Source organism: Alteromonas sp. 4NH20-0104 (assembly GCF_057547795.1).
Genome location: NZ_BAAJLP010000017.1, coordinates 62,188 through 88,927, shown reverse-complemented (window position 1 = coordinate 88,927; position 26,740 = coordinate 62,188). Strand labels below are relative to the sequence as shown.

At 49.6% G+C, this 26,740-nt stretch carries 23 protein-coding genes; 12 read left to right on the top strand and 11 right to left on the bottom strand.

Features of this window, described 5'->3' with window-relative positions; translation table 11 throughout:
* Window positions 1-82 precede the first annotated feature (82 nt).
* On the top strand, window positions 83-1,777 hold the full coding sequence (locus tag AC27IB_RS13410) for a PQQ-dependent methanol/ethanol family dehydrogenase (protein ID WP_487121540.1): 1,695 nt from the start codon (window positions 83-85) through the stop codon (window positions 1,775-1,777).
* Between the two features lie 108 nt (window positions 1,778-1,885).
* Window positions 1,886-3,997: a 4Fe-4S binding protein gene (locus AC27IB_RS13405; RefSeq protein ID WP_487121492.1), complete on the top strand. Its 2,112-nt coding sequence runs from the start codon at window positions 1,886-1,888 to the stop codon at window positions 3,995-3,997.
* A gap of 27 nt (window positions 3,998-4,024) precedes the next feature.
* Here AC27IB_RS13405 and AC27IB_RS13400 read toward each other — a convergent pair whose 3' ends face one another.
* Entirely contained in the window at window positions 4,025-5,038 is a 1,014-nt protein-coding gene (locus AC27IB_RS13400; protein WP_487121490.1) for a cytochrome-c peroxidase, read from the bottom strand.
* A gap of 330 nt (window positions 5,039-5,368) precedes the next feature.
* On the opposite strand from AC27IB_RS13400, the gene AC27IB_RS13395 reads away from it, so the two are divergent.
* On the top strand, window positions 5,369-6,139 hold the full coding sequence (locus AC27IB_RS13395) for a CSS-motif domain-containing protein (protein WP_487121488.1): 771 nt from the start codon (window positions 5,369-5,371) through the stop codon (window positions 6,137-6,139).
* A gap of 23 nt (window positions 6,140-6,162) precedes the next feature.
* Window positions 6,163-6,942, top strand: coding sequence for an EAL domain-containing protein (locus AC27IB_RS13390; protein ID WP_296047533.1), 780 nt, complete (start codon window positions 6,163-6,165; stop codon window positions 6,940-6,942).
* 27 nt (window positions 6,943-6,969) lie between these two features.
* Here the strand turns inward: AC27IB_RS13390 and AC27IB_RS13385 are convergent, their stop codons facing one another.
* From AC27IB_RS13385 to AC27IB_RS13355, 7 genes are all read right to left on the bottom strand, one after another.
* A complete protein-coding gene (locus tag AC27IB_RS13385) occupies window positions 6,970-7,257 on the bottom strand; it encodes a peptidylprolyl isomerase (RefSeq protein ID WP_296047531.1) in 288 nt (95 codons plus the stop codon).
* A gap of 96 nt (window positions 7,258-7,353) precedes the next feature.
* Entirely contained in the window at window positions 7,354-7,953 is a 600-nt protein-coding gene (locus tag AC27IB_RS13380; protein ID WP_487121485.1) for a pentapeptide repeat-containing protein, read from the bottom strand.
* Between the two features lie 45 nt (window positions 7,954-7,998).
* Window positions 7,999-9,258, bottom strand: coding sequence for a sensor histidine kinase (locus tag AC27IB_RS13375; RefSeq protein WP_487121538.1), 1,260 nt, complete (start codon window positions 9,256-9,258; stop codon window positions 7,999-8,001).
* Window positions 9,259-9,268: 10 nt separating this feature from the next.
* Window positions 9,269-9,946 (bottom strand): response regulator transcription factor, encoded by a 678-nt coding sequence (locus AC27IB_RS13370; protein ID WP_487121483.1) that lies wholly within the window; start codon window positions 9,944-9,946, stop codon window positions 9,269-9,271.
* Window positions 9,924-13,088 (bottom strand): efflux RND transporter permease subunit, encoded by a 3,165-nt coding sequence (locus tag AC27IB_RS13365; protein ID WP_487121481.1) that lies wholly within the window; start codon window positions 13,086-13,088, stop codon window positions 9,924-9,926. The genes AC27IB_RS13370 and AC27IB_RS13365 overlap by 23 nt, the downstream gene beginning before the upstream one ends.
* Window positions 13,088-14,293 (bottom strand): efflux RND transporter periplasmic adaptor subunit, encoded by a 1,206-nt coding sequence (locus AC27IB_RS13360; RefSeq protein ID WP_487121479.1) that lies wholly within the window; start codon window positions 14,291-14,293, stop codon window positions 13,088-13,090. Before AC27IB_RS13360 ends, AC27IB_RS13365 begins: the two co-directional genes overlap by 1 nt.
* Complete coding sequence (locus AC27IB_RS13355) at window positions 14,290-15,645, bottom strand: TolC family protein (RefSeq protein WP_487121477.1); 1,356 nt, start codon at window positions 15,643-15,645, stop codon at window positions 14,290-14,292. The genes AC27IB_RS13360 and AC27IB_RS13355 overlap by 4 nt, the downstream gene beginning before the upstream one ends.
* 178 nt (window positions 15,646-15,823) lie before the next feature.
* Between AC27IB_RS13355 and AC27IB_RS13350 the strand changes: the two genes are divergently transcribed.
* Both AC27IB_RS13350 and AC27IB_RS13345 read left to right on the top strand, forming a co-directional pair.
* Window positions 15,824-16,267 carry a DUF2721 domain-containing protein gene (locus AC27IB_RS13350; RefSeq protein ID WP_296047527.1) on the top strand — a complete coding sequence of 148 codons (444 nt, stop codon included), beginning with the start codon at window positions 15,824-15,826 and terminating at the stop codon, window positions 16,265-16,267.
* A 22-nt stretch (window positions 16,268-16,289) separates the two neighbouring features.
* On the top strand, window positions 16,290-18,005 hold the full coding sequence (locus AC27IB_RS13345) for a GGDEF domain-containing protein (protein ID WP_487121475.1): 1,716 nt from the start codon (window positions 16,290-16,292) through the stop codon (window positions 18,003-18,005).
* Here the strand turns inward: AC27IB_RS13345 and AC27IB_RS13340 are convergent.
* From AC27IB_RS13340 to AC27IB_RS13330, 3 genes are read right to left on the bottom strand one after another with little or no spacing between them, the layout of a single operon-like run.
* Window positions 18,002-18,619, bottom strand: coding sequence for a flavin reductase family protein (locus AC27IB_RS13340; RefSeq protein WP_487121473.1), 618 nt, complete (start codon window positions 18,617-18,619; stop codon window positions 18,002-18,004). The two genes, AC27IB_RS13345 and AC27IB_RS13340, sit on opposite strands and share 4 nt — an antisense overlap.
* Before the next feature lie 13 nt (window positions 18,620-18,632).
* On the bottom strand, window positions 18,633-19,640 hold the full coding sequence (locus AC27IB_RS13335) for an SEL1-like repeat protein (protein ID WP_487121471.1): 1,008 nt from the start codon (window positions 19,638-19,640) through the stop codon (window positions 18,633-18,635).
* Window positions 19,640-20,674, bottom strand: a complete 1,035-nt coding sequence (locus AC27IB_RS13330; protein WP_487121469.1) for a 5'-methylthioadenosine/S-adenosylhomocysteine nucleosidase family protein — start codon at window positions 20,672-20,674, stop codon at window positions 19,640-19,642. Before AC27IB_RS13330 ends, AC27IB_RS13335 begins: the two co-directional genes overlap by 1 nt.
* 251 nt (window positions 20,675-20,925) lie before the next feature.
* Between AC27IB_RS13330 and AC27IB_RS13325 the strand changes: the two genes are divergently transcribed.
* From AC27IB_RS13325 to AC27IB_RS13300, 6 genes are all read left to right on the top strand, one after another.
* Entirely contained in the window at window positions 20,926-21,369 is a 444-nt protein-coding gene (locus tag AC27IB_RS13325; RefSeq protein WP_296047514.1) for an Hsp20 family protein, read from the top strand.
* 194 nt (window positions 21,370-21,563) lie between these two features.
* Window positions 21,564-21,869: a c-type cytochrome gene (locus AC27IB_RS13320; RefSeq protein WP_487121467.1), complete on the top strand. Its 306-nt coding sequence runs from the start codon at window positions 21,564-21,566 to the stop codon at window positions 21,867-21,869.
* A gap of 140 nt (window positions 21,870-22,009) precedes the next feature.
* The gene (locus tag AC27IB_RS13315) at window positions 22,010-22,966 is read left to right on the top strand and encodes a DNA topoisomerase IB (protein ID WP_487121465.1); all 957 of its coding nucleotides are present in this window, start codon (window positions 22,010-22,012) and stop codon (window positions 22,964-22,966) included.
* A gap of 204 nt (window positions 22,967-23,170) precedes the next feature.
* A complete protein-coding gene (locus AC27IB_RS13310; RefSeq protein WP_296047506.1) occupies window positions 23,171-24,355 on the top strand; it encodes a pyridoxal phosphate-dependent aminotransferase in 1,185 nt (394 codons plus the stop codon).
* Between the two features lie 124 nt (window positions 24,356-24,479).
* Window positions 24,480-24,890 (top strand): GFA family protein, encoded by a 411-nt coding sequence (locus AC27IB_RS13305; protein ID WP_487121463.1) that lies wholly within the window; start codon window positions 24,480-24,482, stop codon window positions 24,888-24,890.
* Window positions 24,891-24,964: 74 nt separating this feature from the next.
* Complete coding sequence (locus tag AC27IB_RS13300; RefSeq protein WP_487121461.1) at window positions 24,965-26,416, top strand: NAD-dependent succinate-semialdehyde dehydrogenase; 1,452 nt, start codon at window positions 24,965-24,967, stop codon at window positions 26,414-26,416.
* Window positions 26,417-26,740: the final 324 nt, after the last annotated feature.

The window sequence follows — 26,740 nt, the reverse complement described above, 5'->3', positions numbered from 1 at the left end:
CTGGAGAAATCTGATGAAAAGTAAAAGAGTTTCAGGCCGCTTACTCAGCTCTGCGTTCTGTTTAACCCTGTCCCTTGGCGCCATGACCGGCGTAGCCCAGGCGAAAGTGACAGACAAAGATATCGTCAATGACCAGGCAACCCCAGGTGACGTGGTCAGCTATGGCCTTGGTCCACGTGGACAGCGCTTTAGTCCAATTGACACAATGAACACTAGCAACGTTAAGAAGCTGAGTCCGGTTTGGGCTTTTTCTTTCGGTGGTGAGAAACAACGTGGTCAGGAATCACAGCCGCTGGTTAAAGACGGCATTATGTTCGTTACCGCTTCTTACTCTCGTATCTATGCCATCGACGTAGAAACGGGTGATGAGTTATGGCAATGGGAAGCCCGTTTACCCGACGGTATTATGCCTTGTTGTGACGTAATCAACCGTGGTGCGGCGTTGTATGACGACGTAGTTATCTTCGGTACCCTGGATGCCAAACTGGTTGCACTGGACCAGAAAACCGGTAAGCCAAGATGGCGTAAAACCCTGGGCGATTATAAAGCCGGTTATTCATTTACTGCGGCGCCGATGATTGTTAAAGGCATGGTAGTGACCGGTATTTCCGGTGGTGAATTCGGTATCGTGGGTAAAGTTGAAGCCCGTGATGCAGTAACTGGTGAACTGGTTTGGTCTCGTCCTACCGTTGAGGGCCACATGGGCACCTTAAATGGCAAAGACAACGGCATTACCGGTGGCGAAGCCAATAAAACCTGGACCGGCGACCTGTGGAAAACTGGTGGTGCAGCGACCTGGTTAGGCGGTACTTACGACCCGGATCAGGACCTGATCTTTATGGGTACTGGTAACCCTGCGCCATGGAACTCACACTTACGTCCTGGCGACAACCTGTACAGCTCTTCTCGTCTGGCAATCGACCCGGATACCGGCAAAATTGTTTGGCACTTCCAAACCACACCACACGATGGTTGGGATTTCGACGGTGTTAACGAGTTAATCGCGTTTGATTACAAAGATAAAGGCAAAACCGTAAAAGCGGCTGCAACGGCTGACCGTAACGGTTTCTTCTATGTCCTTAACCGTGAAAATGGTGACTTCATTCGTGGCTTCCCATTTGTCAGCGGTATTACCTGGGCCAAAGGTCTGGATAAAAATGGCCGCCCAATTTACGACGACGATATGCGTCCGGGTAACCCAGCCGACGCCGAAGATGGCAAAAAAGGTAAGACCGTTTGGGCTGTACCGTCATTCTTAGGTGGTAAAAACTGGATGCCTATGGCGTTTAGTCAGGACACTGGTCTGTTCTATGTACCTTCAAACGAATGGGGCATGGACATTTGGAATGAGCCGGTTAACTACAAAAAAGGCGCTGCGTACTTAGGTTCTGGTTTCACTATCAAACCGATCTTCGATCACATCGGCTCTCTTAAAGCGGTTGACCCTAAAACCGGTGAAGTTGTTTGGGAATACAAAAACAACGCGCCTCTGTGGGGTGGTGTCTTAGCAACAGCCGGCAACCTGGTATTTACTGGTACGCCAGAAGGTTACCTGTACGGCTTTAACGCTAAAACCGGTGAAATTGTTTACAAGTTCAATACGGGTTCAGGCATCGTTGGCTCACCTATTACCTGGGAACAGGATGGTGAACAATACCTGAGCATCGTATCTGGATGGGGTGGCGCCGTTCCTCTGTGGGGTGGTGAAGTTGCCAAGAAAGTTAAAGACATTAACCAGGGTGGTACTGTCTGGACGTTCAAATTGCCTCGTAGTTAAGAGGCACCGCGACAAACCGTTATAGTCCCACCGGGTTTGTCGCGTTTTTTCTCCTCGGGGCAGGTAGTTTAGTCATCGCTACTTGCCCCACCCACTGCAGGGAGCCCAATGAAACGTTTCGCATTTGTTCTCGGTATCTGGTTACTTACTTGCTTAGGCATTACTGTTGAAAGCCGGGCTGATGAAAATATTACTCCCGAGCGAATTCAACAACTGTTCCCCAAAGCCACCGTGATTGGCGACAAGCAAGCTGACTACCCCGTCTATCCCGTATATCAGTTACAAGAATTGCTTGGTTACGCGTTTCAAAGCAACGATTTAGTAGAGCTCCCCGGATTCTCCGGTGACCGAATTAACCTGCTTATTGGCATCGATGTGGAAGGCAATATTGTCGGCATCGATATTCTTCATCATCACGAACCCATTTTCTTACACGGTCTGGGTCCTGAGCCCATGCGGCAGTTTCTCGACCAGTACATTGGTCAGAACGTGTCTAACCGCGTTATCGTCGACAGCGCGAGCAACGACACCAATCCCAACGACAATACCGTCCATGTAGACGGTGTTACCAAAGCGACCGTATCGGTAATTGTAATGAGCGATACGGTGTTACTCTCGGCTCTGCAAGTTGCCAGAAACAAACTCACCGGTTTTGCCAGTGCGCCGGCGGCCACGGCGAAACAGGATAACTACCAACCGCTTTCAACCTCTGAACTGCTTGAGAAAGGTTACCTGAAACAGTGGCAAATCAGCCGCGAAAACTTCGAGAAAGCGTTGGGCAGCGACCTGGACGATTATCCGTCGGACACCTTCGATACCGATTTTAATGATAACTTCACCGTTTATTACGCCTATCTGAATTCTCCCCTAATCGGTCGTAACCTGTTAGGAGAAGCAGCCTTTAATCGTCTTCAGGCGATGCTTAAGCCCAATGAACAGGCCTTTATGGTGATGTCGGAGGGCTATTTCAGCTATCTCGACGACGACTTTAAGCCCGGCACCGTGCCCAGCCAGGTAAGCCTGACGCAAAATGAACTGCCCTTCGCTATGCGCGACCTTAACTTTTTTAGTTTTGAGCCCCAGGCGCTACAGGGCGATATTGCCGCCACTGAAGATTTACAGCTGTTTGCGGTCAATACACAGTCGGGGTTTAACCCCAGTGTGCCCATGCAGTTAAACCTGAATATCGAAGTGGCTAAAAATCATCTCATCAAGCAACAGGCCCAGTTTGCCAATGAGTACGCGCTGCCAGAGGGGCTGTTTGATATCGCCGAAGTGGAAGTGATGGAAAAACCGCTGCCAGCCTGGGTAAGAGTATGGAAAATGCGCTGGCTCTCCATCACCATTCTGGTACTGAGCTTAATCGCAGTGACCGCCATTTTTGTGTGGCAGCATAAGCTTTCCGCCAACGAGCCTTTATTTCGTAAGATTCGTTGGGGTTTTATGTTCTTCACGCTGTTCTTTATTGGCTGGTACGCCCAGGGACAGCTCTCCATTGTGAACATCTTCCCCATTTTACAAACGGTCTATCAAGGGTTTGATTTACAGGTATACCTGATGGATCCGGTGTTATTTATTCTCTGGTTATACGTTTTTATCAGCCTGTTTATTGTTGGTCGCGGTATTTTTTGCGGCTGGCTGTGCCCCTTCGGCGCACTCCAGGAAATGGTCGGCTGGGTGGCAAAGCGCTTCCGTATTCGCCAGTACAAGATTAGTTTCTCCCTCCACCGGCGCTTATGGTGGATTAAGTACGCTATTTTAATTGGGTTGGCCGGCACCTCTTATTATTCGCTGTCGGCGGCCGAGGTACTCTCCGAGGTAGAACCGTTTAAAACTGCCATTACCTTACATTTTGTGCGCTACTGGCCGTTTGTACTCTACACCCTGGCGCTGCTGGGGCTCGGCCTGTTTATCAATAAATTCTATTGCCGTTATGTGTGTCCGTTAGGTGCCGGACTGGCAGTACTTGGCTACTTCCACAAATTTGAATGGTTAACCCGTCGCAAGGAGTGCGGAAAACCCTGTACCATGTGCTATCACAAGTGCGATATTAAGGCGATTACACCGGCAGGAAAGGTAGACTATAACGAGTGTGTGCAGTGTCTTGAGTGTATTGTTTATTACAATAATGACGACTTGTGCCCGCCATTGAAAAAAGCCAAGAAGACCAAACGAGCCAAACCTGATATCGCCGACTCGCTGGCTACAGAGGTAAAGTAGCTCCCTGAAAGGAGCTACCTCAAAGCATTACTGACCAACCTCAGCTCCGCTGTTTAAGTACTTAACCGTGATGGTATGGGTATCTTCCAGCGCGCTCAGGAAAGCCACAATTTCAGAGACTTCCTGATCACTCAGCTTACGGCCCAGCTGCATCCATGCCATTTGTGCAACCGCCTCATCCAGTTCGGCTACCGCACCATCATGAAAATAAGGCGCGGTTTTAGTAATATTACGCAGGCTTGGCACCTTGAATACATATTTGTCGGCCGGATTATTGGTTACGGCAAATCGCCCCAGATCGTGGCTGTTTTCATAAGCGTTGATCAGACCTATTTTCATGTACATGGCACCGCCAAACAACGCGCCATTGTGACAGGATGCACAGCCCGACTGAACGAAGGTCTGGTAGCCTTTGAGTTCCGTTTCGGTCATGGCACTGTCGTCACCAGCGAGAAACTCATCAAAGCGGTCTACGGTGATCAGCGTACGTTCAAAGGCACCAATCGCTTTCGCCAGATTGTCGTAATTGAGCGGCTCAGCCTGGCCTTTAAAGACGTCGGCAAAGAGGGTTTCATAGCCTGCTGCCTTAAGGTTATTAATCGCTGTTTGCTCGTCTGGCACCGCCATTTCTACCGGATTCAGGATAGGGCCTTTGGCTTGTGCCGCCAGGTCCTCAGCACGGCCATCCCAAAACTGAGCGACATGGAAACCGGCATTCCACACAGATGGTGAATTCCGGTCGCCACGGGATCCTTTCACTCCAAGCGACGTTGACTCGTTATCGACACCGCCAAGGCCACCATCAATACGGTGACAGGTGTTACACGACTGGCTGCCGTCGGCCGATAAAGCCGTTTCAAAGTACAAACGCTCACCAAGGTCGATCAATGCCGGCGTATCGCTTTCTGCACCCGGCATAATCTCAGGAATAGGCCCGTGCATCATTTTAGCCTGCGTGCGCAGGGCATTTTTATCCACCGCCATTGCTGTGGTGGTCACGCCGCCAATGATGACGGCCAGGACGAGTTTTTTAATATCCATAGTATGAGTATCCGAAAAGTAAGAAGAAGAAAAGCCTCTACTACAAAGCAACCTTTATGCCTGTTCAAGAAAAACTTAACTCAGCTTCCACTTTTGGTACAAAGCCCTTATTTTCCCTGCCTGGTTAGCAAAAGTTGCTGACATATCAACATTTTATTTACATTGCAGCGGAAGGTAGCCTGTCAACTCTGGCAACTAAGGTGACAATTTTGTCAGCTTACATTGGCCTATGCTTTGGTACGGCTTCATTTTAATTCTCAGTCAGCACATCTTTTGTATTACGCTCTATACTGTAATGAGCATCAGGCATGAATGATTCAGGGCAGTTTCGTGACGAGAAGACTTCAAAAAAGACTATTAGCCTCCTTTCTGGGTGGGATAAGTTTTGTTTTAATTCTTTTCGCTTTCATCTCCATGATTGTGTCGAATGTTGAAATGCAACAGCAGGATATTGCTCAGAAAATGATAACCCGTCTTGAAGGCGCGGTGGATGACGCAAAGACCGTATTGGATGCACTGCATAATGAACAGCTAAGTGAGTGCAATAAAGAAGCGTTGTTTATCATGCGACAATGGTTGTTGCGCTCCCGCTACATTAAGCATATTTCGATTGTTAATGGCAAAACCCTTACCTGCACCACGAGCTATGATGACAGAGCCATTCCCTCAACGTTAACCGAGCACACAATAACAACCCGTGATGGCGTCTCCATCTGGGTGAATTACCCCATTGAATTGTCTATCTGGCCAGGCAGAATTTCTCATATCACGGTATACCGTAAGTACCATTACAGTATTTATTCTATTGCCGCAGATTTTACCGAGTACCTTAAACCCGGCTACAGTTTAGCGATCACCTGGGGACTCCCTTCCAGTGCCGATGCCCGGCATCTGCGTGGTGAAAAAGGCTTGTGGCAAAAGCATCATAACCTGACCCCAGTATTACAGGCCTTTTCCCCCTCCACTCAAGCTTGTTCAAAAGACACCCCCGATCTGTGTATTTTCTTTTCGCTGTCTGCCACTAAGTTTTTCAAGCAATACCGTGAACTCTGGCTATTCGGTTTTATCCTGAGCCCCTTACTGGGTGCATTAGTGTATTAGTGTATTAGTGTATTAGTGTATTAGTGTATTTTTTCACTAATCAGATGTGGGAGCGCTACTTTTCTATAGAAAGACGTTTGCAGCGGGGTATCCATCACGGACACTTTTACTGGCTGTATCAGCCAATAGTCGAACTGGATACCGGCGCGGTTATCGGTTGTGAAGCACTGGTCAGATTCAAAGATGGATCGGGCACATTATACCCTGATGAGTTTTTGCCAACGCTAAAGGCCACCAATCTCACCTGGCCTTTTACCGAGATGATGTTTAAACACATTCTCAACGAATTCAATAACTCATCGCAATTTCCGGACGATTTCAAAATCAGCTGTAATATCTTTCCCCGTGACATTGAAAATGCCAACATTCAGAAGCTGATTAACAACAACCAACTGGTAAACAGTCGCTTTAAATTTACGCTGGAGATCATTGAAGACGAGTATCTTGAACATACCAAGGTCCAGGAAGCGCTACGCGAGTTAAGAGAGGCCGGATTCGACCTCGCCATTGATGATTTTGGTACGGGTTACTCAAACCTCAAGGAACTGAGTAATAACACTTTTGACTTCCTGAAGATTGACCGCGCCTTTGTAAAGGATATTGAAAGTGACGGCGTCAAACTGTCTATCGTGCCACTGATTGCTGAAATTGCAGCTAAACACCATATGAAAGTCATCGCCGAAGGCATTGAAGAGACCCATCAGGCCAAAGAACTGTTAAAGTTTGGCATCCAGTCTGGGCAAGGATGGCTGTTTGGTCGACCGGAGTCTTTTGCAAAGCTATCCCAACAGGTTGCTAAATAGCGCCGGCCTTGCTGCTTTCAGGCACCATTAGCCATTACGATAAAGTGTTTTAATCAGGTGATAACCAAACTTGGTTTTGACCGGGCCATGAATGGTAAGCAGGTCTTTTTTAAATACCACGTCATCAAACTGTTTCACCATCTGACCGCGACGAAATTCTCCTAAATCACCGCCGCGCCGTGCGGATGGGCAAATAGAAAACTTTTTTGCCAGGGCAGCAAAATTTTTACCATTGGCTTTTTTCAATTGTGCTAACAATAGCAACGCTTCTTTTTCAGTTCTTACCAGAATATGTAATGCGGCTGCGGTGGCCATAGGATGTCCTTTGAAACGTGTTTGTCTGATTATACCTGTTAGCAACAACAAATTGGATATGCAGTGTGTTAAACACCTTACAAACTGCTAACTCGTTTAGTCCACCAGCTCTATTCCCAGGGACTCCAGTAAGTGGATAGCTTCATAACGGGAAAACCGGGCGCCTTTAAGTTCGTTAGCCAGCACATCGATTGAGCACCCGGTGGAATCGGTAAAATCGACGCGCTCAAGGTTAGTGTGCATAAATAAACTGCGATCAAAAGTGCAGTGGGTCATCTTGCTGTCGATAAAATTGCCTTCCCGGAAATCGGCGTCGTGTAGCTTACACTCATCCAGTATGAGTTCATTGAGGGTGAGGCCATAAAAGGACGCATCATTAAGCAAACAGCGCACAAATTTAAGTTCAAAATCCCGATAATATTGCGGCCAGTCTGCTTTGGTCCAGTCGACGCCTACCAGTTTGCAATCACTGAAGGATATTGCAAAAAGCGGGCTGTTAGAAAAATCCGCTAAACTTAAATTACAGCGCTTAAAATCGCAGTTAGTGAACTTGCAACCCTGAAACTGACTAGCGGAGAAATCGCAGTCGATAAATTCACATTCTTCAAAGGTTATTGCGGAAAACCGACGGTCTGCGCTGTCCAGCCCTTTAAAGGTTTCTTCGTAATAGTCCCCGGCATCCACCACATCATTCATCGTAATCTAATCACCTTAACGTAAGTTTGGCCGGTATTATGGTCATTATGAGACTTTAATCACAACGGTGTATTTGCCGTCGTCGCCTTTACCGTATTCATATGACCACCCCAAAAACGCGCTCAGGTCTTTCACCATCTTTAATCCAAGACCAAAACCCAGTTCTTCTTTATCACTGACAAAGTCATCGTGACGGTGCTCAACGTTGGTAATGGTTACCACATCCGCCTCTTGCACAATGGTAACCTTGCCAAGCTGGGTATGCTGAAAGGCATTACGTATCAAATTGCCCAGCACAATGCGCAGCGCGGTGGCGTTTTGGGTAATTTCGTAAGGCTGAGTTTCAAGCGTCAGGGTAATCTCTTTACCCTCGAGTAAATAAGTCAGTTCTTCTGTGACTTTACCAATTTGTTCATCAAGCTGAATAACAGAGGTTGTCAAAGCGCCTTTATCGGCCTTAGTTAACCACAGCAGCGTTTCGGTTAAATCCACCATGGTGTGCGAGGCATTGTCGATACGCTTAAGAGGTTTACTTAATTTATCTGCTGGCGCTTCGCTTCTGACTCGGGCAATAAGTTCGATGCTACTGCGGATAACTGCAATCGGGGTGCGTAATTCATGACTGGCATGGCGCACAAATTCCTGTTCGCGTTTTACACTTTGCTTTACAGATAACATGCCCTGATAAAACAAACTGGCCAGCGTATTGAGCTCGGTATACCGAAAGCCCGGCGGAGGCGTTAATTCGCCGCCCTTTCCTACTCCATCGGCCCACTGTTGCAATCTCTCCACCGGACTGGCGATAGTTCTTATCATAAATAAAACCAACGCGGTAAAAGCGAGCAATACCATTAAACCTATAATCAACAGCCAGGCTTCTCTGGTCATTCTGAATGGGGGTTCATCGCCGGGTTCTCTGGGTGAAAAAGACTGGCTGACATAAACAGGCTGTTGTTCCTCAAAATCCACCAGCATTACAAAGTGAGCTTCGTCCGGACGATGAAAAATGGAATGACGTTTGATGTCTTTGTACAACCGAAACGGGACCAACTGGTTGGGATTGAAACGCTGACGGGTTTGCTCCGGGAGGTCCTGCCAATCGGCAGCAATAGTGAAGTTTAATGCCTTAACTGGATGGCCGGCGTTAACACTGCTGTCGCGGGCGATACTAATCATAGTGCCGCGCAGCATGCCGTCCATGCCATCGAGAAACTGTTTAGCCGACATCACCGTAAACACCACAATCATGATGCCAACCACTGCCAATAGTGATAACAACACATAACGGCGTAAGCTAAGTTCCATGGCAGCCAAATCAGCTCTCCTTCCTGACATCTAACTGAAAACCACTGTTGGCCATAAAGTTAATACTCACTTGCTCATTACATACCGACAAAGACTTGCGCAGATTATGCATATGCACTTTTAAACTGTTACTGTCCGGACTCTCCTCTCCCCATACACTGGCAATCAAAGTCTGGCGGTTTACCGGGTTGGGGTAAGCCCGCATGAGTTGCTCTAAAATAGCCAGCGCGGTTGGTGAACATTTCAGGCTTGCTGCGCCGAATTTAGCGGTTTTATGACTCACATCCAGTTGCAACAGGCCAACTGTTAACTGCGTATGCTGGCCGCTACGACGCTTTGCTAACGCCTTAAGCCTGACCACCAGTTCTTCCATTGCGAAGGGTTTAACCAGATAATCATCAGCGCCATGATCAAACCCAATAACCTTGTCACTTAACTGATCACGTGCGGTCAGCATGATGATAGGCGTATCATTACCTTGTTCGCGGGCCCGCGCGCACACCTGTAATCCGTCCAGCTTCGGTAAATTTATATCCAGTACAATGGCCTGATAGGTCTCCTGCGCCATCAGTGTCAGAGCCGCGACACCATTGCTGGCGTGATCACACAGCATGTCTTCAAGCTCCAGGTAATCGATGATATTACCGGCTAAATCCAGATCGTCTTCAACTAACAGCAGTTTGATCATGGTTTTTCACTTCTACCTTTCCGCTTAATCGGGCTAATACGCGTGTCATCACATTTTTTGCGTCTTCATTGATCATTACCAGTGCCGGTATCAGCACCAGCGTAATCAGGGTGGCAAACAGAATACCATAGCCAAGCGAAACTGCAGCCGGGATCAAAAACTGTGCTTGCTTGGACGTCTCACCTAAAATGGGATATAAGCCAGCAAAAGTCGTAAATGACGTTAACAGGATTGCCCGCAAACGACCACTACAGGCATCCATAATGGCATCATGAGCATTTTCTCCCATGCGGACAAGCTCGTTAAATCTCGACACCAGCAACAGTGAATCATTCACAACCACGCCACTAAGAGCCAGGATCCCATGCATCGATAAAATACTCATCATCAGGCCATTACTCCAATGACCCAAAATAGCGCCAACAATACCAAATGGAATAGCCGACATAATAATAAGTGGTTGAATGTAGGATTTAAGCGGAATAGCCAACAGGGCATAAATGGCAATTAACGCAATGACCGTGAGTGTTTTCATCGAAGATGACGTTTCTTCCTGCTGTTCCGCTTCGCCAGCAAAGTGAATGGTTAAGTCTGAATGCTGACGGGTTAACTGTGGCACTAAGGTTTCGTTCATCACATTCACCAGCTCTGTGGCGCTGATCATATCCGCATCCACCGAGGCGCTCACGGTTAAGGCCCGCAAGCCGTCAATACGGGTAATCTGCTGCTGTTGACTGTCCTGAATGATGCTCGCAACCACACTCAGCGGCACTACCGTACCATCGCTAACACGTACCCGGGCATTGAGGATATCAGCCGGGTTACTGCGACTCTCTTCTGGATAACGCACCCGCACTTTTACTTCGTTTTTATTGCGCAGATAACGTTGCACAATATCGCCACCAAAGGCTTGTAACAGCTGACGGGATAAACTGGCGGTGTCCATCCCCAACGCCCGGCCCTGCGGGGTTAATTCAAAGCGCATCATAGCTTCACCCGGAGTGAGTGACGACTCCACACTGGTCACGCCGCTGGTATTTTCCAGTGCTTGTCTAAAGGCTTCTTCGGCCAGCAATAAGGTTTCATCACTGACACTTTTTAGCTCTACCTTAAACGCATCAACCATTTCACGCCGCGATTGAATTTTAAGTTGCTTAACGCCTTCAGGGGTACCCGCTAGCTCGCGCCAGGTGTGGGCCAGCTCGTCGAGGGAATAAGGTTTGTCCTTAATTAACTCCACCGTAATGGTGCCGCTTTGGTCTGACGCTGCCAGTACATGTAAACTCTTAATCGCACTGCCATCGAACTGCTTTTCTGCGGCCAATTGCTGATCGGCCTGATTCAGGGTAGCTTCCAGCCACTGCATATTGCGCTCGGTCTGGCCATAACTTGCGTCGCTTTGTAAGGTCATACTGGCACTTACGGTATCGCCGGGCATACTCGGGAAAAAGCCAACCCGCACTGTCCCTTTCATTGGCATACCAATCACAAGCACAAACATTGCCACAAATAACAGGATCATGGCGTAGCGATAATTAAGCGCTCGCTCAAGAAAGGGCAAATACAGCTTATGGGTAAACCATTTAAGGCCATTGTCTGCACCACGCTGAACAGATGCCCAGGCTTTAGCTACGCGCCCTGTTGCTTGCCGATGGGTAGGCAGATGGGCCAGGTGAGAAGGTAAAATGAGTTTGGACTCTACCACTGAGAGCAACAAACAAATTGTGACTACCGTACCAAATTGCGCATACAGATTACCCAGTCCACCTGAGATATTCGACAACGCCGCAAAAGCGGCTACCGTGGTAAACACGCCAAAAAGGGTAGGGATAGCGACTTTCAGTGTGCCTCTGATGGTATTTTCTATCGTGTCGCCGTCGCGTTGCCGGGTCGCGTAAACACTCTCACCCACCACCACGGCATCATCAACTACTATCCCCAGTGCCATGATAAAGCCAAAGGTTGTCATTTCGTTGATGGTGAGATTGGTAAAATTACCCGTCATGAAAAACAGGGTGCCGAACAAGATAAAGGGTAACCCTGCCGCAACCCAGAAGGCGACCCGCAGGTTAAGAAACAACGCCAGTACCACAAATACCAGGGCAATCCCGGTTATCGCATTACTGGTTAATAAATCTAACCGCTCTGTGATCATGGTGCTGCGATCGTACCAGGTTTCCAGTTCTACCCCTTCTGGCAACAGGCCCCGGTCATGCCAGTCTGCCACCAGCGCATTGGCCTGCTCAACAATGTTTTGCACATCACCATATTCGTCCATAATGACTTGAATGCCATAGCCATTCACGCCGTTATAGCGCGATAAGGAATAGGCGTCATCGGCAAACATATCGGTGATGTTGGTCACATCTCCCACGGTCAGATAGGTGCCGTTGGCATTAGCTAGTAAAGGAATTGCGGCAAAATCAGCCGAATAGTAAGCCTGTTCAGACGCTTTCAAACGAATGACTTTTTCCTTGTTACGCAAGCTGGTAGTCAGTGCCGTAGAAGATTCAGCATTAATGGCATCAGAGACGTCATCAATGGTTAATCCATAGGCTTGTAGTTTTGCCTCATCTATCTCCACCGACATCATATGGTCGACATAAGAACTCGGGCTAACCTGACTGATCCCTTCTCGCGCCAGTAATTCTCTTTCCAGTTGTTCACCGAGTTGTTGCAGCGTGACTTTATCGGTGTCGCCATACAATTGCACCCAGATAACATGATCCTGGCGACGTCCCTTGGCGATAACGGCTTTTTCAGCATCAGACGGAAAATTGTAAATTGCATCAACCTTGTTTTTTACATCGGTCATCAATGTATCAAGGTCATAATCCGTTTCTTTCTCAATTTGCACGGTACTGCCGCTGGCAGTAGAAGTAGATGTGATACGTTTAATCCCGGGTACCGCCTCAAGGGCGTTCTCGATTTTAATCGCAATACCTTCCTCGGCTTGTTTGGCATCACCACTATCGTAAGTCATAGTCACGGTGACAAAGCGCGGCTCCATGCTTGGGAAAGCCTCTTTGCGAAGATCGCTCACCGATAAAATGCCTACCACAATCATGCCAATCATAAACAGGTTGGCCGCAACCGGGTTGCGGGCAAACCAGCCAATAACGCCCTGTTGTTGAGTTTTCATTACTGAGCCTCCTGTGGTGCTGCGCTGACTTTTGTACCCACCAGATAACTGTTTAACGGACGGGCGACTATAGACGCTTGTGCCATGTGATTAACCGGACTGATATAGGCATAGTCCTGATCCTGAAACAGAATGTCAGGGGATATTTTATCCAGCGTTTGATGAGCAGTGACAAACCAGACTTCTTGCTTTTGCGAAATCGCACTGACCGGAATTTGCCATACTTCTGACCAGGTTTTCCCGGCAATTTTAGCCGTCACATAGGTACCAAAGTACAGGGGGGAACCCTGCTCCAGGGGCTGATTGACCTGCACAATGGCTGCGCGTTGTCGCGACGCGGTATCCAGATGTTGTTCGATACGAACAACTTCACCATACCAATGGTGAAGACCATCCATATCTTCAATTTCAACCGGCCAGGGCGCGGTTGTCAGCGTATTATTATCTGGCAGATTGCGCCACTGACTGGCAGACAAGGGAATAGCGATTTCCGCTTCGCTTACCGAATAAAGCGAAGCAATGGTGCTGCCCGACTGAATGTAACTTCCCGGCTGAATATCACGACTCACCACTATTGCGTCGAAGGGCGCCACGATTTGCGTTAAAGTTAAATCCCGCTGGGCACTTTTTAACTGCGCCTGAGCTTCGTCCAGGGCCGCCTGGGCGGCTTCAAGATAAGGGGTTCTAAGCACCAGCTCAGAAGAGGGTTCTCCTTCAAGTCCTGAGCGCTGCCATTCCTGCCGAGCCCGGATCCCTTGTAAGCGCTCCTCTTCCAACGCAACCCTGGCATTTTCTACGGCCGCCTTCGCAGAGGCGACTGCTTGCTGATAAGTGGTATCGTCAAGGTATGCCATCACTTCACCTTTTTTAAATATGGCGCCGGTTTCAAAATGTGGGGCCAGGCGCGAAATTTCACCGCTCACCTGAGTGGTCAGTGATAGCACATAGCGTGCTGTAACCTCGCCATAACCGCCCACTGTCGCCTGATGACTACCGGCAATTACCTCTACCACACCGACCATTGGCAGACTGGCCTCTTGCTTAGGCGGCGTTTTCAGTACCTCAGCAGACTTGGTTTCACCAGGGCTGGGCGCCTGCGGGCCACGAGTTTCGTCACCCGATTGACCAAACACACTGCCTACTGCCAGCGCCAGCAACAGCAGCGCAACAGCGGTTCCTGAAATTCGTTTTACTGTGGTATTCATGCGGAAACTCCCAGGCCCAGTGCCAGGCCTAAATCAATGCGGTTATTCAATTGGTTAAAGTGCAGCTGTAACAGCTGAGCTTTGAGGTTGTAGGTTTGCTGATACACCGTCAGCAGGTCGAGAACGTCGGCCAGCCCCTGACGGTATTTGCCAGTGTAATTTTCAGAACTACGCTCAGCATTCGCCAGCGCTTCATCGATTGCGACGCTCTGCAGGGTAAGGCTTTGCTCCTGGCTGAGCGCATCCTCGACTTCCTGCACGGCTGTAAGCAATGTGCCTTGATAGGCCCACCAGCTATTCAACACGGCTAATTCACTGGTATCGATGCTGGCGCGTAATGCCCCGCCCTGAAACAGGGGGGCCGTAATTTGTCCGAGTAAACTCCAGACCGGATTGGTGAGTAATGCCTGTGCAGGTGTGGTTGCGGTATCACTTAACGCTGCCGACAGGCTAACAGAAGGCAACAGCGCTTTATAAGCCGCTTTTGTTTCATACTCCCGGGTTTTAATGTTTGCATAAGCCGCCATTAAATCCGGGCGCTGCGACAGGTTTTGCTCTGGCAATCCCGGTAAAGGCAGCATGACATCGGGTAGCGTATCCGGCAGGCGAATGTCGTTTATAGTGAGCTGCGAGCGTCCCAGTAATACCCCCAGTGCACGTACAGATTCACCCAGAGATTGCCGGTAGGCGGCAATGTCAGCCCGGCTCGATGCTGAAGAAGTCCGGGCGGTATCCAGATCTTCTAATTCCCCCAACCCTGCGCGATAACGCTGTTTAATCAAATCTTCGTTATTGTTCAACAGGCTCAGACGACTTTGTTCAATAGCAATTAATTGTTGGTAGTAACTCACCTGGACATAGGCTCTAATCACCTGGGCGGCCAGTTCATTTTGTACGGCCTTAACGTCGGCTTCACTGGCCGCAACAGCCCAGTCGGCCGCCGCGACGTTGTCCCCCAGTTTTTGCCACAGATCCAGCTCCCAACTAATATCCAGACTGCCGGTATACTGCGCATCGCTGCTTTCCTGGCGATTGCCACTTAACCCTGCAGACACACTGGGCAACCGGTCAGCATTGGCACTGCTGCGGGCTACCTGGGCTGTTTTAAGCGCCACATATTGCTGCTGTATTCCCGGATTGTTTTGTAATGCTTCATTAATTAGCACTTTGATGTCGGCCGAGCTGACCAGATCCGTTATTAATGATACGGCTTCAGCCCCGGCCACCGGCCCCTGCCAGGCCTCAATTTTACTGGTTTGCTGTGCAGCTTTTTCGCTGTAGTCCGCAGTGTACTGAGTGGCACAGCCGCCGAGACTCAGCAACAGGGTTATAAACAAAATGGAATGACGCATGAGAACACCTTAATTTCTTTCATGCATCCAGTGTAAAAAACCACAGGGTTAAGGCTGGGTTAACGGCCCGGCCAATTAACAACATTCCTGATCATCGCAGCAGATGGTTATCTAAACTGCCCCGGCCTGGTTAACTGTGGTATAAAAGCAAAAGTGTGCGCTTAACAACAAGAAAAAGATGGAAGCTCTGATCCCCTCCCTGTCGACCCTTATTGAAATTGCCGTTGCCCCGGTATTCTTACTGGCCGGTATTGCTGGCTTTCTCAACGTCATGTCCGGGCGACTCGGGCGTATTACCGATAGGGTCCGTTCTGCCGAAAAAGAAATGCACAGTCAGACAGAGTCAGAACAAAGTGCCCGGTTACGCCGTGAAATCATTTTATTGTGGCGTCGGGTTAAGCTAATCAACTGGTCGATCGGTTTTTGTACCGCGTCGGCGGTAATGGTGTGTGGCGTAATAATGAGTTTATTTGCCGGTGAGTTATGGCAGGTTAAACTTAATGTGCTGGTAGTCACCCTTTTTATTCTGACAATGCTATTGTTAATTTCAGCACTGACGTTGTTTCTTGCAGAAGTAAAACTGGCTACTGCAACCATAAGAGTGATTAGGACTATTAAGTAAACAGTACCCAACGGAGAAAGCTTTGTTGCGATTTGGTGGTTTTGTTTTTGCTGCACTGGCACTGCTGCTTAGCAATCAGGCTGCAGCCCAGTCAGCTTCTCCCCGCTGTTTGCCCGAATCAGACTACGCAGCTCGCTTAACGGCTGCGTTAGAAAGTTTGCACATCACCCAGGTACAGGCCGTCAGCGATGAAATCAACCAGCGCTGCGTCGCCGCCCGAACGCAGGGGATGTTGGTTCTTCTTGATGCCGCCACCCTGTTTGAGTTTATTCATCGCCGTTCCGGTGTTGAAGCCGCCCACCAGGCGTTTAACCGGTTACTCCAGCAGGATTTCAGCCAGCTTTCATGGCCTCAACAGGTTGCCTGCTACCACCTGATGGCGCTTTATTCACTCCACACCGGCGAATATAAACAAGCGCTGTCGATTAGCCATATACTCACCTCAGAACTCTTGCCCGGGGCCCTTGATGCCAATGAGGATATCGCGGCTATCAGCCTGGCCATTGCTGACAGTCATTATGAGATAGAGTTTTATCAGTCGGTAAGGGAATTACTGCTCCCTTTGCTCGGGCATTCTGCCCCACACATTCGTGTGCGCGCAGCCTCGCTGTTATGGCATGTTCCGCAAACCCAGCGCCAGCTCGACGACGTACTTGCCGTGCTCAACGACTACCGCACCCTGCCGGACACACTCGTAAGGCTGCATGCCATGGAAGCGGTAATTCGCCAGGCAATAGAAGAGAACGAGCAGGCCAAGGCACAGGCTTTGTTTGAGGACGCCTACCAACTTGCCGACACATTGAATGCCAGGGCAGTGTTAATACGATTATATCTGCTGGAAACCAAAACCCGTTCATCAACCCCGATCGTCGGGCAGTTACTGGCCTTTTCGTCACAACAACTCAGTATTAAAGAGCAATTGCCCGTGCTGGAGCTGGACATAGAGCAGGCTACTGCCGAGCAGAACTGGCAACAGGCGGCGGTTAAATTACAGCAGGCGGTTAACGTAAACACCGAAATCGCCCGCAATAATGCACTGGCCAGAGAATATGCCAGTTTTCAGTTGGTTAGCCAGGCACGTGAACTGGAACAGGCTCGCCAGCAATCACGTTTACAGGCTCTGGCTGCAGCGCAGCAAAATCAGCAACGGGTCATTTACCTTCTGGCACTGATATCGGCCATTCTGGCATTGCTGGTATTAACCTTGTTATTTATGAAGAAGCGCAAGGCTGCGGTGCATTTCGAAAAACTGGCGAATACCGACGGACTTACCCAGGTACTCAACCGGCGGGCGATACAACAATTTGCCGAACAGGTTGCCACGCGCAGTAAACAACTTAATCAGCCATTTGTGGTCGCGCTGGCCGATATCGACCATTTTAAGTCAATCAACGATACCTACGGCCATGATGCCGGCGATAGCGTATTAACCGAATTTGCCCGGCGGACCAATGCGCAGATCCGCCAACAGGATCGGCTGGGGCGCTGGGGCGGCGAAGAATGGCTAATCGTTATGACCGACACTGGTCTGGATGCTATTAGCGGCTTGTTTAAGCGCATGCAGGAAGAAATTCGTTCAATTGATGCTGGTGAGCATCATCTCACCGTGACCTTTAGTATGGGCGCTGTGGCCGGTGACGGCGGACAATCCATTGAGGCGCTGGTTCAGGCCGCCGATGACTTGCTTTACCAGGCTAAACACAGCGGCCGTAACCGCTTATGCAAAGCTAACGATTAAGGCCGCCCCATAAAAAACTTTGACTCGGCTGACACCCCAAAGTAGTCGCCCGGTCCGCCGGCCCGCATAATCGAATTGGCGGCCGCCGTATCAAATACACCGTTGTTGAGGTACGCCTTCTGCAGATGCACCGCCACCACCTGACCAAGTACCAGCCAGGTATCGCAAGGCTCACCGTGCATGTCATTGAGTTGAATGATTTGGGTCACCTTACACTCCATTGAAGCCGGGCTGGCGGCAACATGGGGCACCTTTACCAATGTGGATGAACGCTTTTGCAAGCCAGTCAGCTCAAATTCATCTACCTCAGGATCCACGCCAGCACTGGAGGCATTCATGGCATCTGCCAGCTCCCGGGTTGCCAGACTCCAGCAAAACTCGCCATTCGCCTGAATATTACGCACGCTGTCTTTAAAGCCAACGCTGGCAAAACCAATGATCGGTGGCGCACCATTGAAGGCATTAAAGAAGCTGTAAGGTGCCAGATTAGCAATACCGCTGTCATTCTCAGAGGCAATCCAGCCAATCGGACGCGGCGCAATAATGGCTTTAAACGGGTCGTGAGGCAGCCCATGCCCCTGACTTAACTGATAGGAATAAAAGGTTTCTGACATGTTTATGGCTCCTTTAATAAACCCAGCCGTCCAGACAATTTGTCGGTTCGCCCAGTTCCTTTATCTCGCTTATGATATCGTCGATATACGGCGCTTCATCAGGCTCAGTGAGCTTGGCCTTGTTGAGCCAGTGCAGCGCTTTATCGTGATTACCCACACACGCCTGGTAATTGCCATACCACCGCTGTGCAAAAAAACTGCCCTGCTCGGCCGCTTTGCCAAATAAGGCGACTGCGCGTTCGCGATCGGTAAAGCGCAGACTGTCGGCCAGTTCATAAAGATCGCTGGCGCTGTTCGTCTGGTTATAGACATACTCCCGCAGCACTGCGGATTGAGGGTAGTCCTTGCGAATCTGATTGGTAAAGGCAACCATACTGTAGCGGTACATACCGCCTTCCAGCGCCATGGCTAACCCCCTTACTTCAGCCACCGACAACTCCTGGTAGCGGGCTAACTGATGAATAAACACTCTGGCAAGTTGCTCATCGTCCGGTTTATCCCGGGATATGCCCAACAAATCGGGCAATTCGGTTAATTGCTCAATGGAGGGCTGCAACATATTTTGCCGCATCCCGGCAAACCACCGCTGAACCGCACTCTCTTCACAGCCGCCAATATCGGTAAGCGTACTGGTTATCAGTTGCTCCACCAGCTTCGCTTCCTTAGCAGGGTTGCTGAACTGTTTGCGCCATTGGAAAAAGCTCATGTTGGTTTGCATCCGCAAGGCGTAATCGATAGCCGAATAAGACTGGCTGGGCATGGCCACTTTGGTATCACACTGCTCTGTCATCGCCGCGAATAACTTATCGGTTAATGCCAGCCGACCGACAATTTCGGCGTAACTGCGGGCCAACACCTGTCTTTGTGATGGTTCGCCAACCGGTTCACCAACCGGCTCACCAATCGGTTCACCAATCGGATCGCCGACTGGCTTGCCGACCGGATCGCTGGTTTGTGCATTTAGTGTCAGCGGCACAATCAAACCAATCCATACCAGCAACAGGCATATATTACGCAGCATTATCGGGTCGCCAACTCATCCATTACGGCAAACAACACATTGGCGCCCACACGTGACACTTCTTTGTCGTAAATGTGTTCCACGTTAACACCTTCCTGGCCACCGGCCAGATCGCTGATAGCACGAATAATCACCCAGTCAACGTCATTCACTGTGCACACCTGGCCAACTGCGGTTGATTCCATTTCAGTGACTTCAGCGTTAAATACCTCGCGAGTCCATTTGCGGTATTCGCGGTTATCCAGGAAAACCGAGCCGGTAACACCGTTGCCACCCACACTTAATTTGGCCTTGCGTTCACCTAAAATCATCTGGGCGGGCATATTGGCCATGGCATTTTCTGCGGCGGCTAACAGTCGCGGCGATGCCGAAAAGTACGCCGTATCCTGTGGCTTATCCATGCCATCCTTAATAATTAACACTTCATCCGGATGCACAAAGTGAAAGGGCTTATAGTTCGGATAATGAGGATCAGCCGCTTTGCGAGCCGGTTGCTCTGCCATAAACCGCGCATAATAGGCAGGTAATACAGACTGGCCTGGCTGGTTTGGATCAGGGTTCGCATACACGCTTTCATCATGATAATACCAACGCTCCGGAACAATTACGTCGCCCGGCTGCCACTGCGGGTTAACTGCGCCGGCAATGCCCATATACACCACCTGTTTTACCGGAAAGTAGTCAAACGCCATTTGCATACTCATGGCCGCATTGGCAATGCTCATGCCGGTAGCAAAGACCAAAATCGGCTCATCATGGTATTTCCCAATGCGGTATTTAATGCCTTTGTAGTTCACCATTTTGGTAATACTGGCGTCAGGGTCTGCCTCAATCCGACCTAAAATACCTTCCATCTCCGGGGCATAAGCAACCACTACAGCGGTGAAGCCCTGATTGTGTTCAGCGTATTTGGGACCGTAATTTTCAGTACCGGTAGAAGAGGTAGTCTGGCAGGCCGTAGTAAAAACCAGCAGTACCGCAACAATAATCAGGCGCATCGATGGGGCCTGGCGCGTAAAAGGTCGGTAAGACATTCAATATCCCTTAAACAAAACGACGACGATAAGTTAATTATTACCATGCTATCAGGCTTTGACCCAAAGCGGTGAGCCTCTTGCTCGTGGGGTTTGGCAATCTGGTCGAAAAAAAATAAATTTTTGCCTTGAATAAACTCAGGCCGTCCCTACTTTTACATTGTCGGTGCTTAACAGTAAGGCCGACATAACCGCCGCCGACTATCGGGGCAATTAATTTTTAAACATATTGCTTAATAAAGGATATGACTATGCGTTCTATCGATCTATCTCCACTTTACCGTTCATTCATTGGTTCAGACCACCTTGCCTCATTAGTGGATGCTGCCAGCCGTGCTGAGAAGCAAAGCACTTACCCGCCTTACAACATTGAATTACTGGCGGAAGATAAATACCGAATTACCATGGCGATTGCTGGGTTTAGCAAAGACGACATCAATATTGTTGTAGAAGACAACACTTTGGCGATCACTGGCACTAAAAACAGCGAAGCCGATAAACAAGAACGGAAGTTCCTGCATAAAGGCATTTCCGAGCGCAATTTCGAGCGCAAATTCCAGCTCGGCGACCACGTAAAGGTTCTGGCAGCCGACCTGGAAAACGGCTTACTGCATGTTGATCTGGAAAGAGTGATCCCAGAAGCTAAGAAGCCACGTAAGATAGAAATAGGCGGGCGCTTATTCGATAGCGAATAGCACCTCCCTCACCTTGTGTTTTCATGTTCGGCGCCCTTTGGGCGCCGTTTTTTTTTGGTGGCTTACTACTGGCTCTCACAGCCGTCATCTCATTTCGCGAATAACCGCCATCGCCATTCGTTATTTTACTTTTTTTTTACAATAAATGTACGATACTTAATCTTAAGCATTGTGCTTTTTTTGGAGTTAGAAAAATGAAAAAAACAGTATCACTTGGCGCTTTAGCCTTTACTCTGACGCTAGCCAACTTTTCTGTTGCGGCAGCCGATATTGAAAAAGGTAAAGCACTGTCAGGACAATGTGCCGCCTGTCATGGTCCGGCGGGAATAAGTCCCAGCCCGATGTGGCCGAATCTGGCTGGCCAGAAAGCCGCGTATCTGGAAAAACAGCTTAAGGATTTTCGCGCTGATGTACGCAAAGACCCAATGATGGGCATGATGGCAAAACCTCTCTCCGACGAGGATATCGCCAACCTGGCGGCGTATTTCGCCTCACTGTAATTATGCTTAGCGGGTCACAGCAGTATGGCTGCGACCCAACCTTTTATTGTCCTGCCTGCACTAACGTCAGCGATCATTCTGAACCACTTTCCACCTTACCCGTACAAACCTGAGGATACTCAGACGGAACCAAAGGACGAATGCATAATCGAGCAACGCCAGTCAACGTTAAGCAATACTGTTGCGCTGTGACCAGCAACGTTAGCGAAGAAATTCACGAGTGTGACAGTTTTCATATTACCCGGCGCAAACGCGGGCGTGGTTTCCAGTACCTGCAAACAGATAACGAAAAGGTCACCGAACAAGCGTTGCTCAAACGCTTCAAGGCTATGGTTATTCCTCCTATGTGGCAGGACGTTCGCATTAGCTTATGCGAGCTGTCTAAGGTGCAGGCGTATGGTTACGACCAGCGCCAGCGTAAACAGTATATTTATCACCAGCAATGGGAAGTCCGGCAGCAGGCAGAGAAATTCGCCCGGTTGGCTGAGTTTGCGCAACAACTGCCGGCTATTCGACGCACTTACACCCAGCACTTAGACCATGAAAAATGGGATTTACAGCGCTCATGTGCCCTGGCCACTATGCTTCTCGACCGCACCGGGATCCGCATTGGCAATCGCTCCTATCAACAGGAGAATGGCACCGTTGGCCTGACGACATTGCGCCGTAAACATATGGAGCGAGCAGGTGAAGAACTCGCCTTTCACTTTACCGGTAAGCATGGCAAAGCGCGTCATATCGATATCACCGACCCGGCCGCCTGCCAGCTTATTTGTGACAGTGCCGCCAGGCCGGGTTACCCCGTTTTGCGTTACAAACAAGCTGGCCAATGGCGGGATTTACTCAGTGACGATGTGAATGAGTATCTGCACTCACTGACTGATCTTGAGGTATCGGCTAAGGATTTTCGCACCTGGACAGGCACCAGGCTGGCTGTTGAGCACGCCCATGAAGCCTCGCGGCTGGTTAAGGCACACCCGCGCCGCCAATTCTCATCAACCCTGGTAAATTACCTCTGGGCCAGCATGAATTTTATCCCTGATTTTCGGCAACTGAACGCTTTCTGCACGGTTTTTCACTTCCAGTCACTTGCCTGATTCTCCACGCGCAAAAGCCTGAAAACCGGTGCGCCTACTGCATTTTTTTTGTTTTTTGTTCACAACAGGTTTGTTACTTAAACCATTCAGATCGCTCAACCCCCTGATTTACTCGTCGAAATTACCCTATTGCATCAACCCCCAATACCCTTTAATGTGGATACTCCGTATACTTTATATATTGAAGACAGAGTGACCTGACCTATGAAATCTGATATCCAAAACATGCCACCAGTGGATTCCTCACGCCGTAAATGGTTGAAAGCAGTTGGACTTGGAGCCGGTGCGACAGCCCTGGCCGCCTGCGTAGATTCCGGGGTTAAAGAACTCAACGCAGCGGGCATGAAAACCGAACATTTTCCGTCTGCCACGCCCAATCTGAATGATGGATTAATCAGATTATCGTCGAATGAAAATGCCTTTGGCCCGTCCGCCAAGGCAGTAGAAGCCATGCAAGGCGAATTATACAACCTGTGCCGCTATGCCGATCCCACGACCTCAGTCCTAAAAGAAAAAATTGCCAAACAAGAAGGCGTGTCGGTGGATCAAATTGTGGTAACCAACGGCTCTTCACCTATTCTGTTTGGCTATGCCGACTGGATCACTCAAAATGGTGGCAAGCTGGTTACCTCTATGGCCACATATGAAGGCGTACCGCGCGGTGCAGAGTTTATGGGTGCTGACGTGACTTACGTTCCCCTGGATGCCAACATGGACTTCGATCTGGATGCCATCGAAGCCGCCGTAACAGAAGATACCACTGCGGTTTATATCTGTAACCCGAATAACCCAACCGGTCGCGAGCTGGACCCGGCTAAACTAACCGCTTTTGCCAAACGCGTTTCGCAAAAAACTCAGGTCTTTATCGATGAAGCCTATATCGAAATGTCAGCGGGTTATCCGGGGAATGTTCAGTCGAGCCTGGCTGCAGAAGGCTACAACGTGGTAATTTGCCGCACCTTCTCTAAAATTCATGCCATGGCTGGTCAGCGTCTTGGCTATGCTATTATGCCTGCCGAGCAAGCTCAGCTTATTGGCCGTAAACTGCGTATGGGTGGGGTTAACTACCTTGGTCTGGTTGCCGGTATGGCAAGTATGGACGACCACGAAAACCTTAACACCATGCGTAAGCGCGTCGCTACCGAACGCGCCAAACTGACTTCAACAGCAGAAGCGTTAGGTCGCCCGTATGCCAAAAATCCACAGGGCAACTTTATCTACGTAGATACTGGCATGCCGCACGATCAGTTTGCTGCCAAAATGCGCGAGCAGGGTGTAAAAGTCGTGGGCAGAACCTGGCCTGGTTATGATTCATGGTCACGCATCAGCGTGGGCACCCCTGAAGAAACCGATGCCTGCGTCAGTGCGCTTAAAACCGTTTTAGCTTAAATCTTTAGGCTACGCCGACTCTGCTCTCCAGGTCAGAGTCGGCCTCCCCTACCCATCGCTGTAGTTCCCCGCTTTCTTAAAATTATGCTTTAATAAACTTTATTATCTTTCTCAGGCTAAACACATGGCGATACAAGGCAGTTGTTTATGCACAGCAGTGACCTTTTCTGTTACCGATAATTTTACTCACTTTTTTATTTGTCACTGCACCCATTGCCAAAAAAATACCGGCTCAGCCTTTGCCGCTAACTTGTTTATCCACAAAGACGCCGTGACCTGGCTAAGCGGTGAGGATAAGGTTTGCCATTATCAGCTCCCAACAACACGACACGTCCGAAGTTTCTGCGCGACCTGCGGCTCAGCGGTTCCGAATACCCAATCCGACGACAACATGGCACTGATACCGGCTGGTAGCCTTAACTCTGCCCCGACGAGGCAGCCCGATGCGCATATTTTCACATCCAGTGCCTGCCTCTGGGAGCAGTCGCTGGACAGTATCACCGCCTTTGAACAGTTCCCCGGTGAACAGCCATAGTTGATCTGACAGCCCCCTTATAGCAGTACAAAGTACTGGAAATCACTTATTTTTAACCCTAATGGACACCGTTTATGACACTGAATGATATCGACATCTTTAAACAAGCCTGCCTAATCAATGGAGAGTGGGTGACGACATCAGACAGTCTGGAAGTGGACAACCCGGCGACGGGAGAAGTGATAGCAACCATTCCACAGCTGGACGCCGATGCAGTTAACCAGGCTGTCGAAGCGGCAAACGAAGCCTATAAATTGTGGCGCAAGAAAACGCCTACCGAACGGGGCGAACTGGTACGCAAATGGTATGACCTAATGGTAGAAAATACCGATGCCCTGGCCACTATTATGACTACTGAACAAGGCAAGCCTTTAGCCGAAGCAAAAGGCGAGATAGCCTATGCCGCAAGTTATGTGAAATGGTTTGCCGAAGAAGCCATGCGCATTAATGGCGAAATCCTGCCAGCCGCAACGCCGGATACGCAAATCCGGGTTTCCCGCGATCCGGTGGGCGTGTGTGCAGCCATTACTCCCTGGAATTTTCCCGCTGCCATGATTACCCGTAAAGTTGCGCCAGCTTTAGCGGCCGGCTGTACGATTATTGTCAAACCGGCCAGTCAAACACCATTAACCGCATTGGCATTGGGTGAACTGGCTATTCAGGCTGGTATTCCCAAAGGGGTAATTCAGGTGATAACCGGTAAAGCCAGTATCATTGGTGACGCACTTTGCGAAAACAGTACGGTTCGTAAGTTAACGTTTACCGGTTCTACCGAGATTGGTTCGCAGCTTATGAGCAAGTGCGCACCTGACGTGAAAAAACTGTCACTGGAGCTGGGCGGCAATGCACCGTTCATTGTATTTGACGATGCCGACATTGACCTTGCTGTAGAGGGTCTGATGAAAGGTAAATTCCGCAACGCCGGCCAAACCTGTATCTCACCCAACCGGGTTTATGTACAGCGCAGCGTGCTGGAAGAGTTTCAGACCAAACTGGTCAAAAAAGTAGAAGCACTCAAAGTGGGTAACGGCCTCGACGATGGCGTTGAAATTGGCCCTCTTATAGACGCCCCGGGGGCCGATAAGGTCACTGAACATGTGGAGAATGCCCTGAGTGAGGGAGCGACGCTGCTAACCGGTGGCAAGCGGTTACCCTACGGTGACAATTGGTATGCACCCACCGTACTGACTAATGTGCCGGCCTCGGCGCAGTGTACAACTGAAGAAACCTTCGGCCCACTGGTACCCATTATCCCGTTCGACACCGAAGAAGAGGTTATCGAATACGCCAACAACACCCCGTTTGGTTTGGCCGCCTATTTCTTTAGTGACGATTTGCACCGGGCTCAGCGTGTAGTGGATGCGATTGAGTCGGGCATGGTTGGCATAAATACCGGCGCCATCTCAGCGGCTAACGCACCGTTTGGTGGTGTTAAAGCCAGTGGTATCGGCCGAGAAGGCGCCCACGCCGGCATCGAAGAATACCTGGAAATGAAATATCAGTGTTATGCAATTAAACAGGCCTGAGCCTGTTTAATTGTCCCGGAAAGTCCAAAGGACTTATCCGGGACCTCCATAACAGTCTGACTACTCTTCTACCGTTACCACCGGAAAGTCCAAAGGACTTATCCGGGACCTCCATAACAGTCTGCCGACTCTTCTACCGTCACCACCGGAAAGCCCGAAGGGCTTATCCGGGACCTCCATAACAGTCTGACTCATCTTCTACTTTCCCGGCACAGAGGAATACCTCGGAGATCCCGGATAGTTTCTACGAAACTTCCGGGATGACGTATTTTTACTTTCTGTCTTCCCGGAAAGCCCGAAGGGCTTATCCGGGACCTCCATAAC

Excerpts from the sequence above, each read along its gene's own strand:
- AC27IB_RS13410 (WP_487121540.1), top strand. The coding sequence starts at position 83 with ATGACCGGCGTAGCCCAGGCGAAAGTGACAGACAAAGATATCGTCAAT.
- AC27IB_RS13340 (WP_487121473.1), bottom strand. The coding sequence starts at position 18,619 with ATGTCAGAAACCTTTTATTCCTATCAGTTAAGTCAGGGGCATGGGCTG.
- AC27IB_RS13310 (WP_296047506.1), top strand. The coding sequence starts at position 23,171 with ATGAAATCTGATATCCAAAACATGCCACCAGTGGATTCCTCACGCCGT.
- AC27IB_RS13315 (WP_487121465.1), top strand. The coding sequence starts at position 22,010 with ATGCATAATCGAGCAACGCCAGTCAACGTTAAGCAATACTGTTGCGCT.
- AC27IB_RS13355 (WP_487121477.1), bottom strand. The coding sequence starts at position 15,645 with ATGCGTCATTCCATTTTGTTTATAACCCTGTTGCTGAGTCTCGGCGGC.
- AC27IB_RS13300 (WP_487121461.1), top strand. The coding sequence starts at position 24,965 with ATGACACTGAATGATATCGACATCTTTAAACAAGCCTGCCTAATCAAT.
- AC27IB_RS13380 (WP_487121485.1), bottom strand. The coding sequence starts at position 7,953 with ATGAATGATGTGGTGGATGCCGGGGACTATTACGAAGAAACCTTTAAA.
- AC27IB_RS13335 (WP_487121471.1), bottom strand. The coding sequence starts at position 19,640 with ATGCTGCGTAATATATGCCTGTTGCTGGTATGGATTGGTTTGATTGTG.
- AC27IB_RS13325 (WP_296047514.1), top strand. The coding sequence starts at position 20,926 with ATGCGTTCTATCGATCTATCTCCACTTTACCGTTCATTCATTGGTTCA.
- AC27IB_RS13365 (WP_487121481.1), bottom strand. The coding sequence starts at position 13,088 with ATGAAAACTCAACAACAGGGCGTTATTGGCTGGTTTGCCCGCAACCCG.
- AC27IB_RS13330 (WP_487121469.1), bottom strand. The coding sequence starts at position 20,674 with ATGTCTTACCGACCTTTTACGCGCCAGGCCCCATCGATGCGCCTGATT.
- AC27IB_RS13320 (WP_487121467.1), top strand. The coding sequence starts at position 21,564 with ATGAAAAAAACAGTATCACTTGGCGCTTTAGCCTTTACTCTGACGCTA.
- AC27IB_RS13360 (WP_487121479.1), bottom strand. The coding sequence starts at position 14,293 with ATGAATACCACAGTAAAACGAATTTCAGGAACCGCTGTTGCGCTGCTG.
- AC27IB_RS13405 (WP_487121492.1), top strand. The coding sequence starts at position 1,886 with ATGAAACGTTTCGCATTTGTTCTCGGTATCTGGTTACTTACTTGCTTA.
- AC27IB_RS13385 (WP_296047531.1), bottom strand. The coding sequence starts at position 7,257 with ATGGCCACCGCAGCCGCATTACATATTCTGGTAAGAACTGAAAAAGAA.
- AC27IB_RS13400 (WP_487121490.1), bottom strand. The coding sequence starts at position 5,038 with ATGGATATTAAAAAACTCGTCCTGGCCGTCATCATTGGCGGCGTGACC.
- AC27IB_RS13370 (WP_487121483.1), bottom strand. The coding sequence starts at position 9,946 with ATGATCAAACTGCTGTTAGTTGAAGACGATCTGGATTTAGCCGGTAAT.
- AC27IB_RS13350 (WP_296047527.1), top strand. The coding sequence starts at position 15,824 with ATGGAAGCTCTGATCCCCTCCCTGTCGACCCTTATTGAAATTGCCGTT.
- AC27IB_RS13375 (WP_487121538.1), bottom strand. The coding sequence starts at position 9,258 with ATGGAACTTAGCTTACGCCGTTATGTGTTGTTATCACTATTGGCAGTG.
- AC27IB_RS13305 (WP_487121463.1), top strand. The coding sequence starts at position 24,480 with ATGGCGATACAAGGCAGTTGTTTATGCACAGCAGTGACCTTTTCTGTT.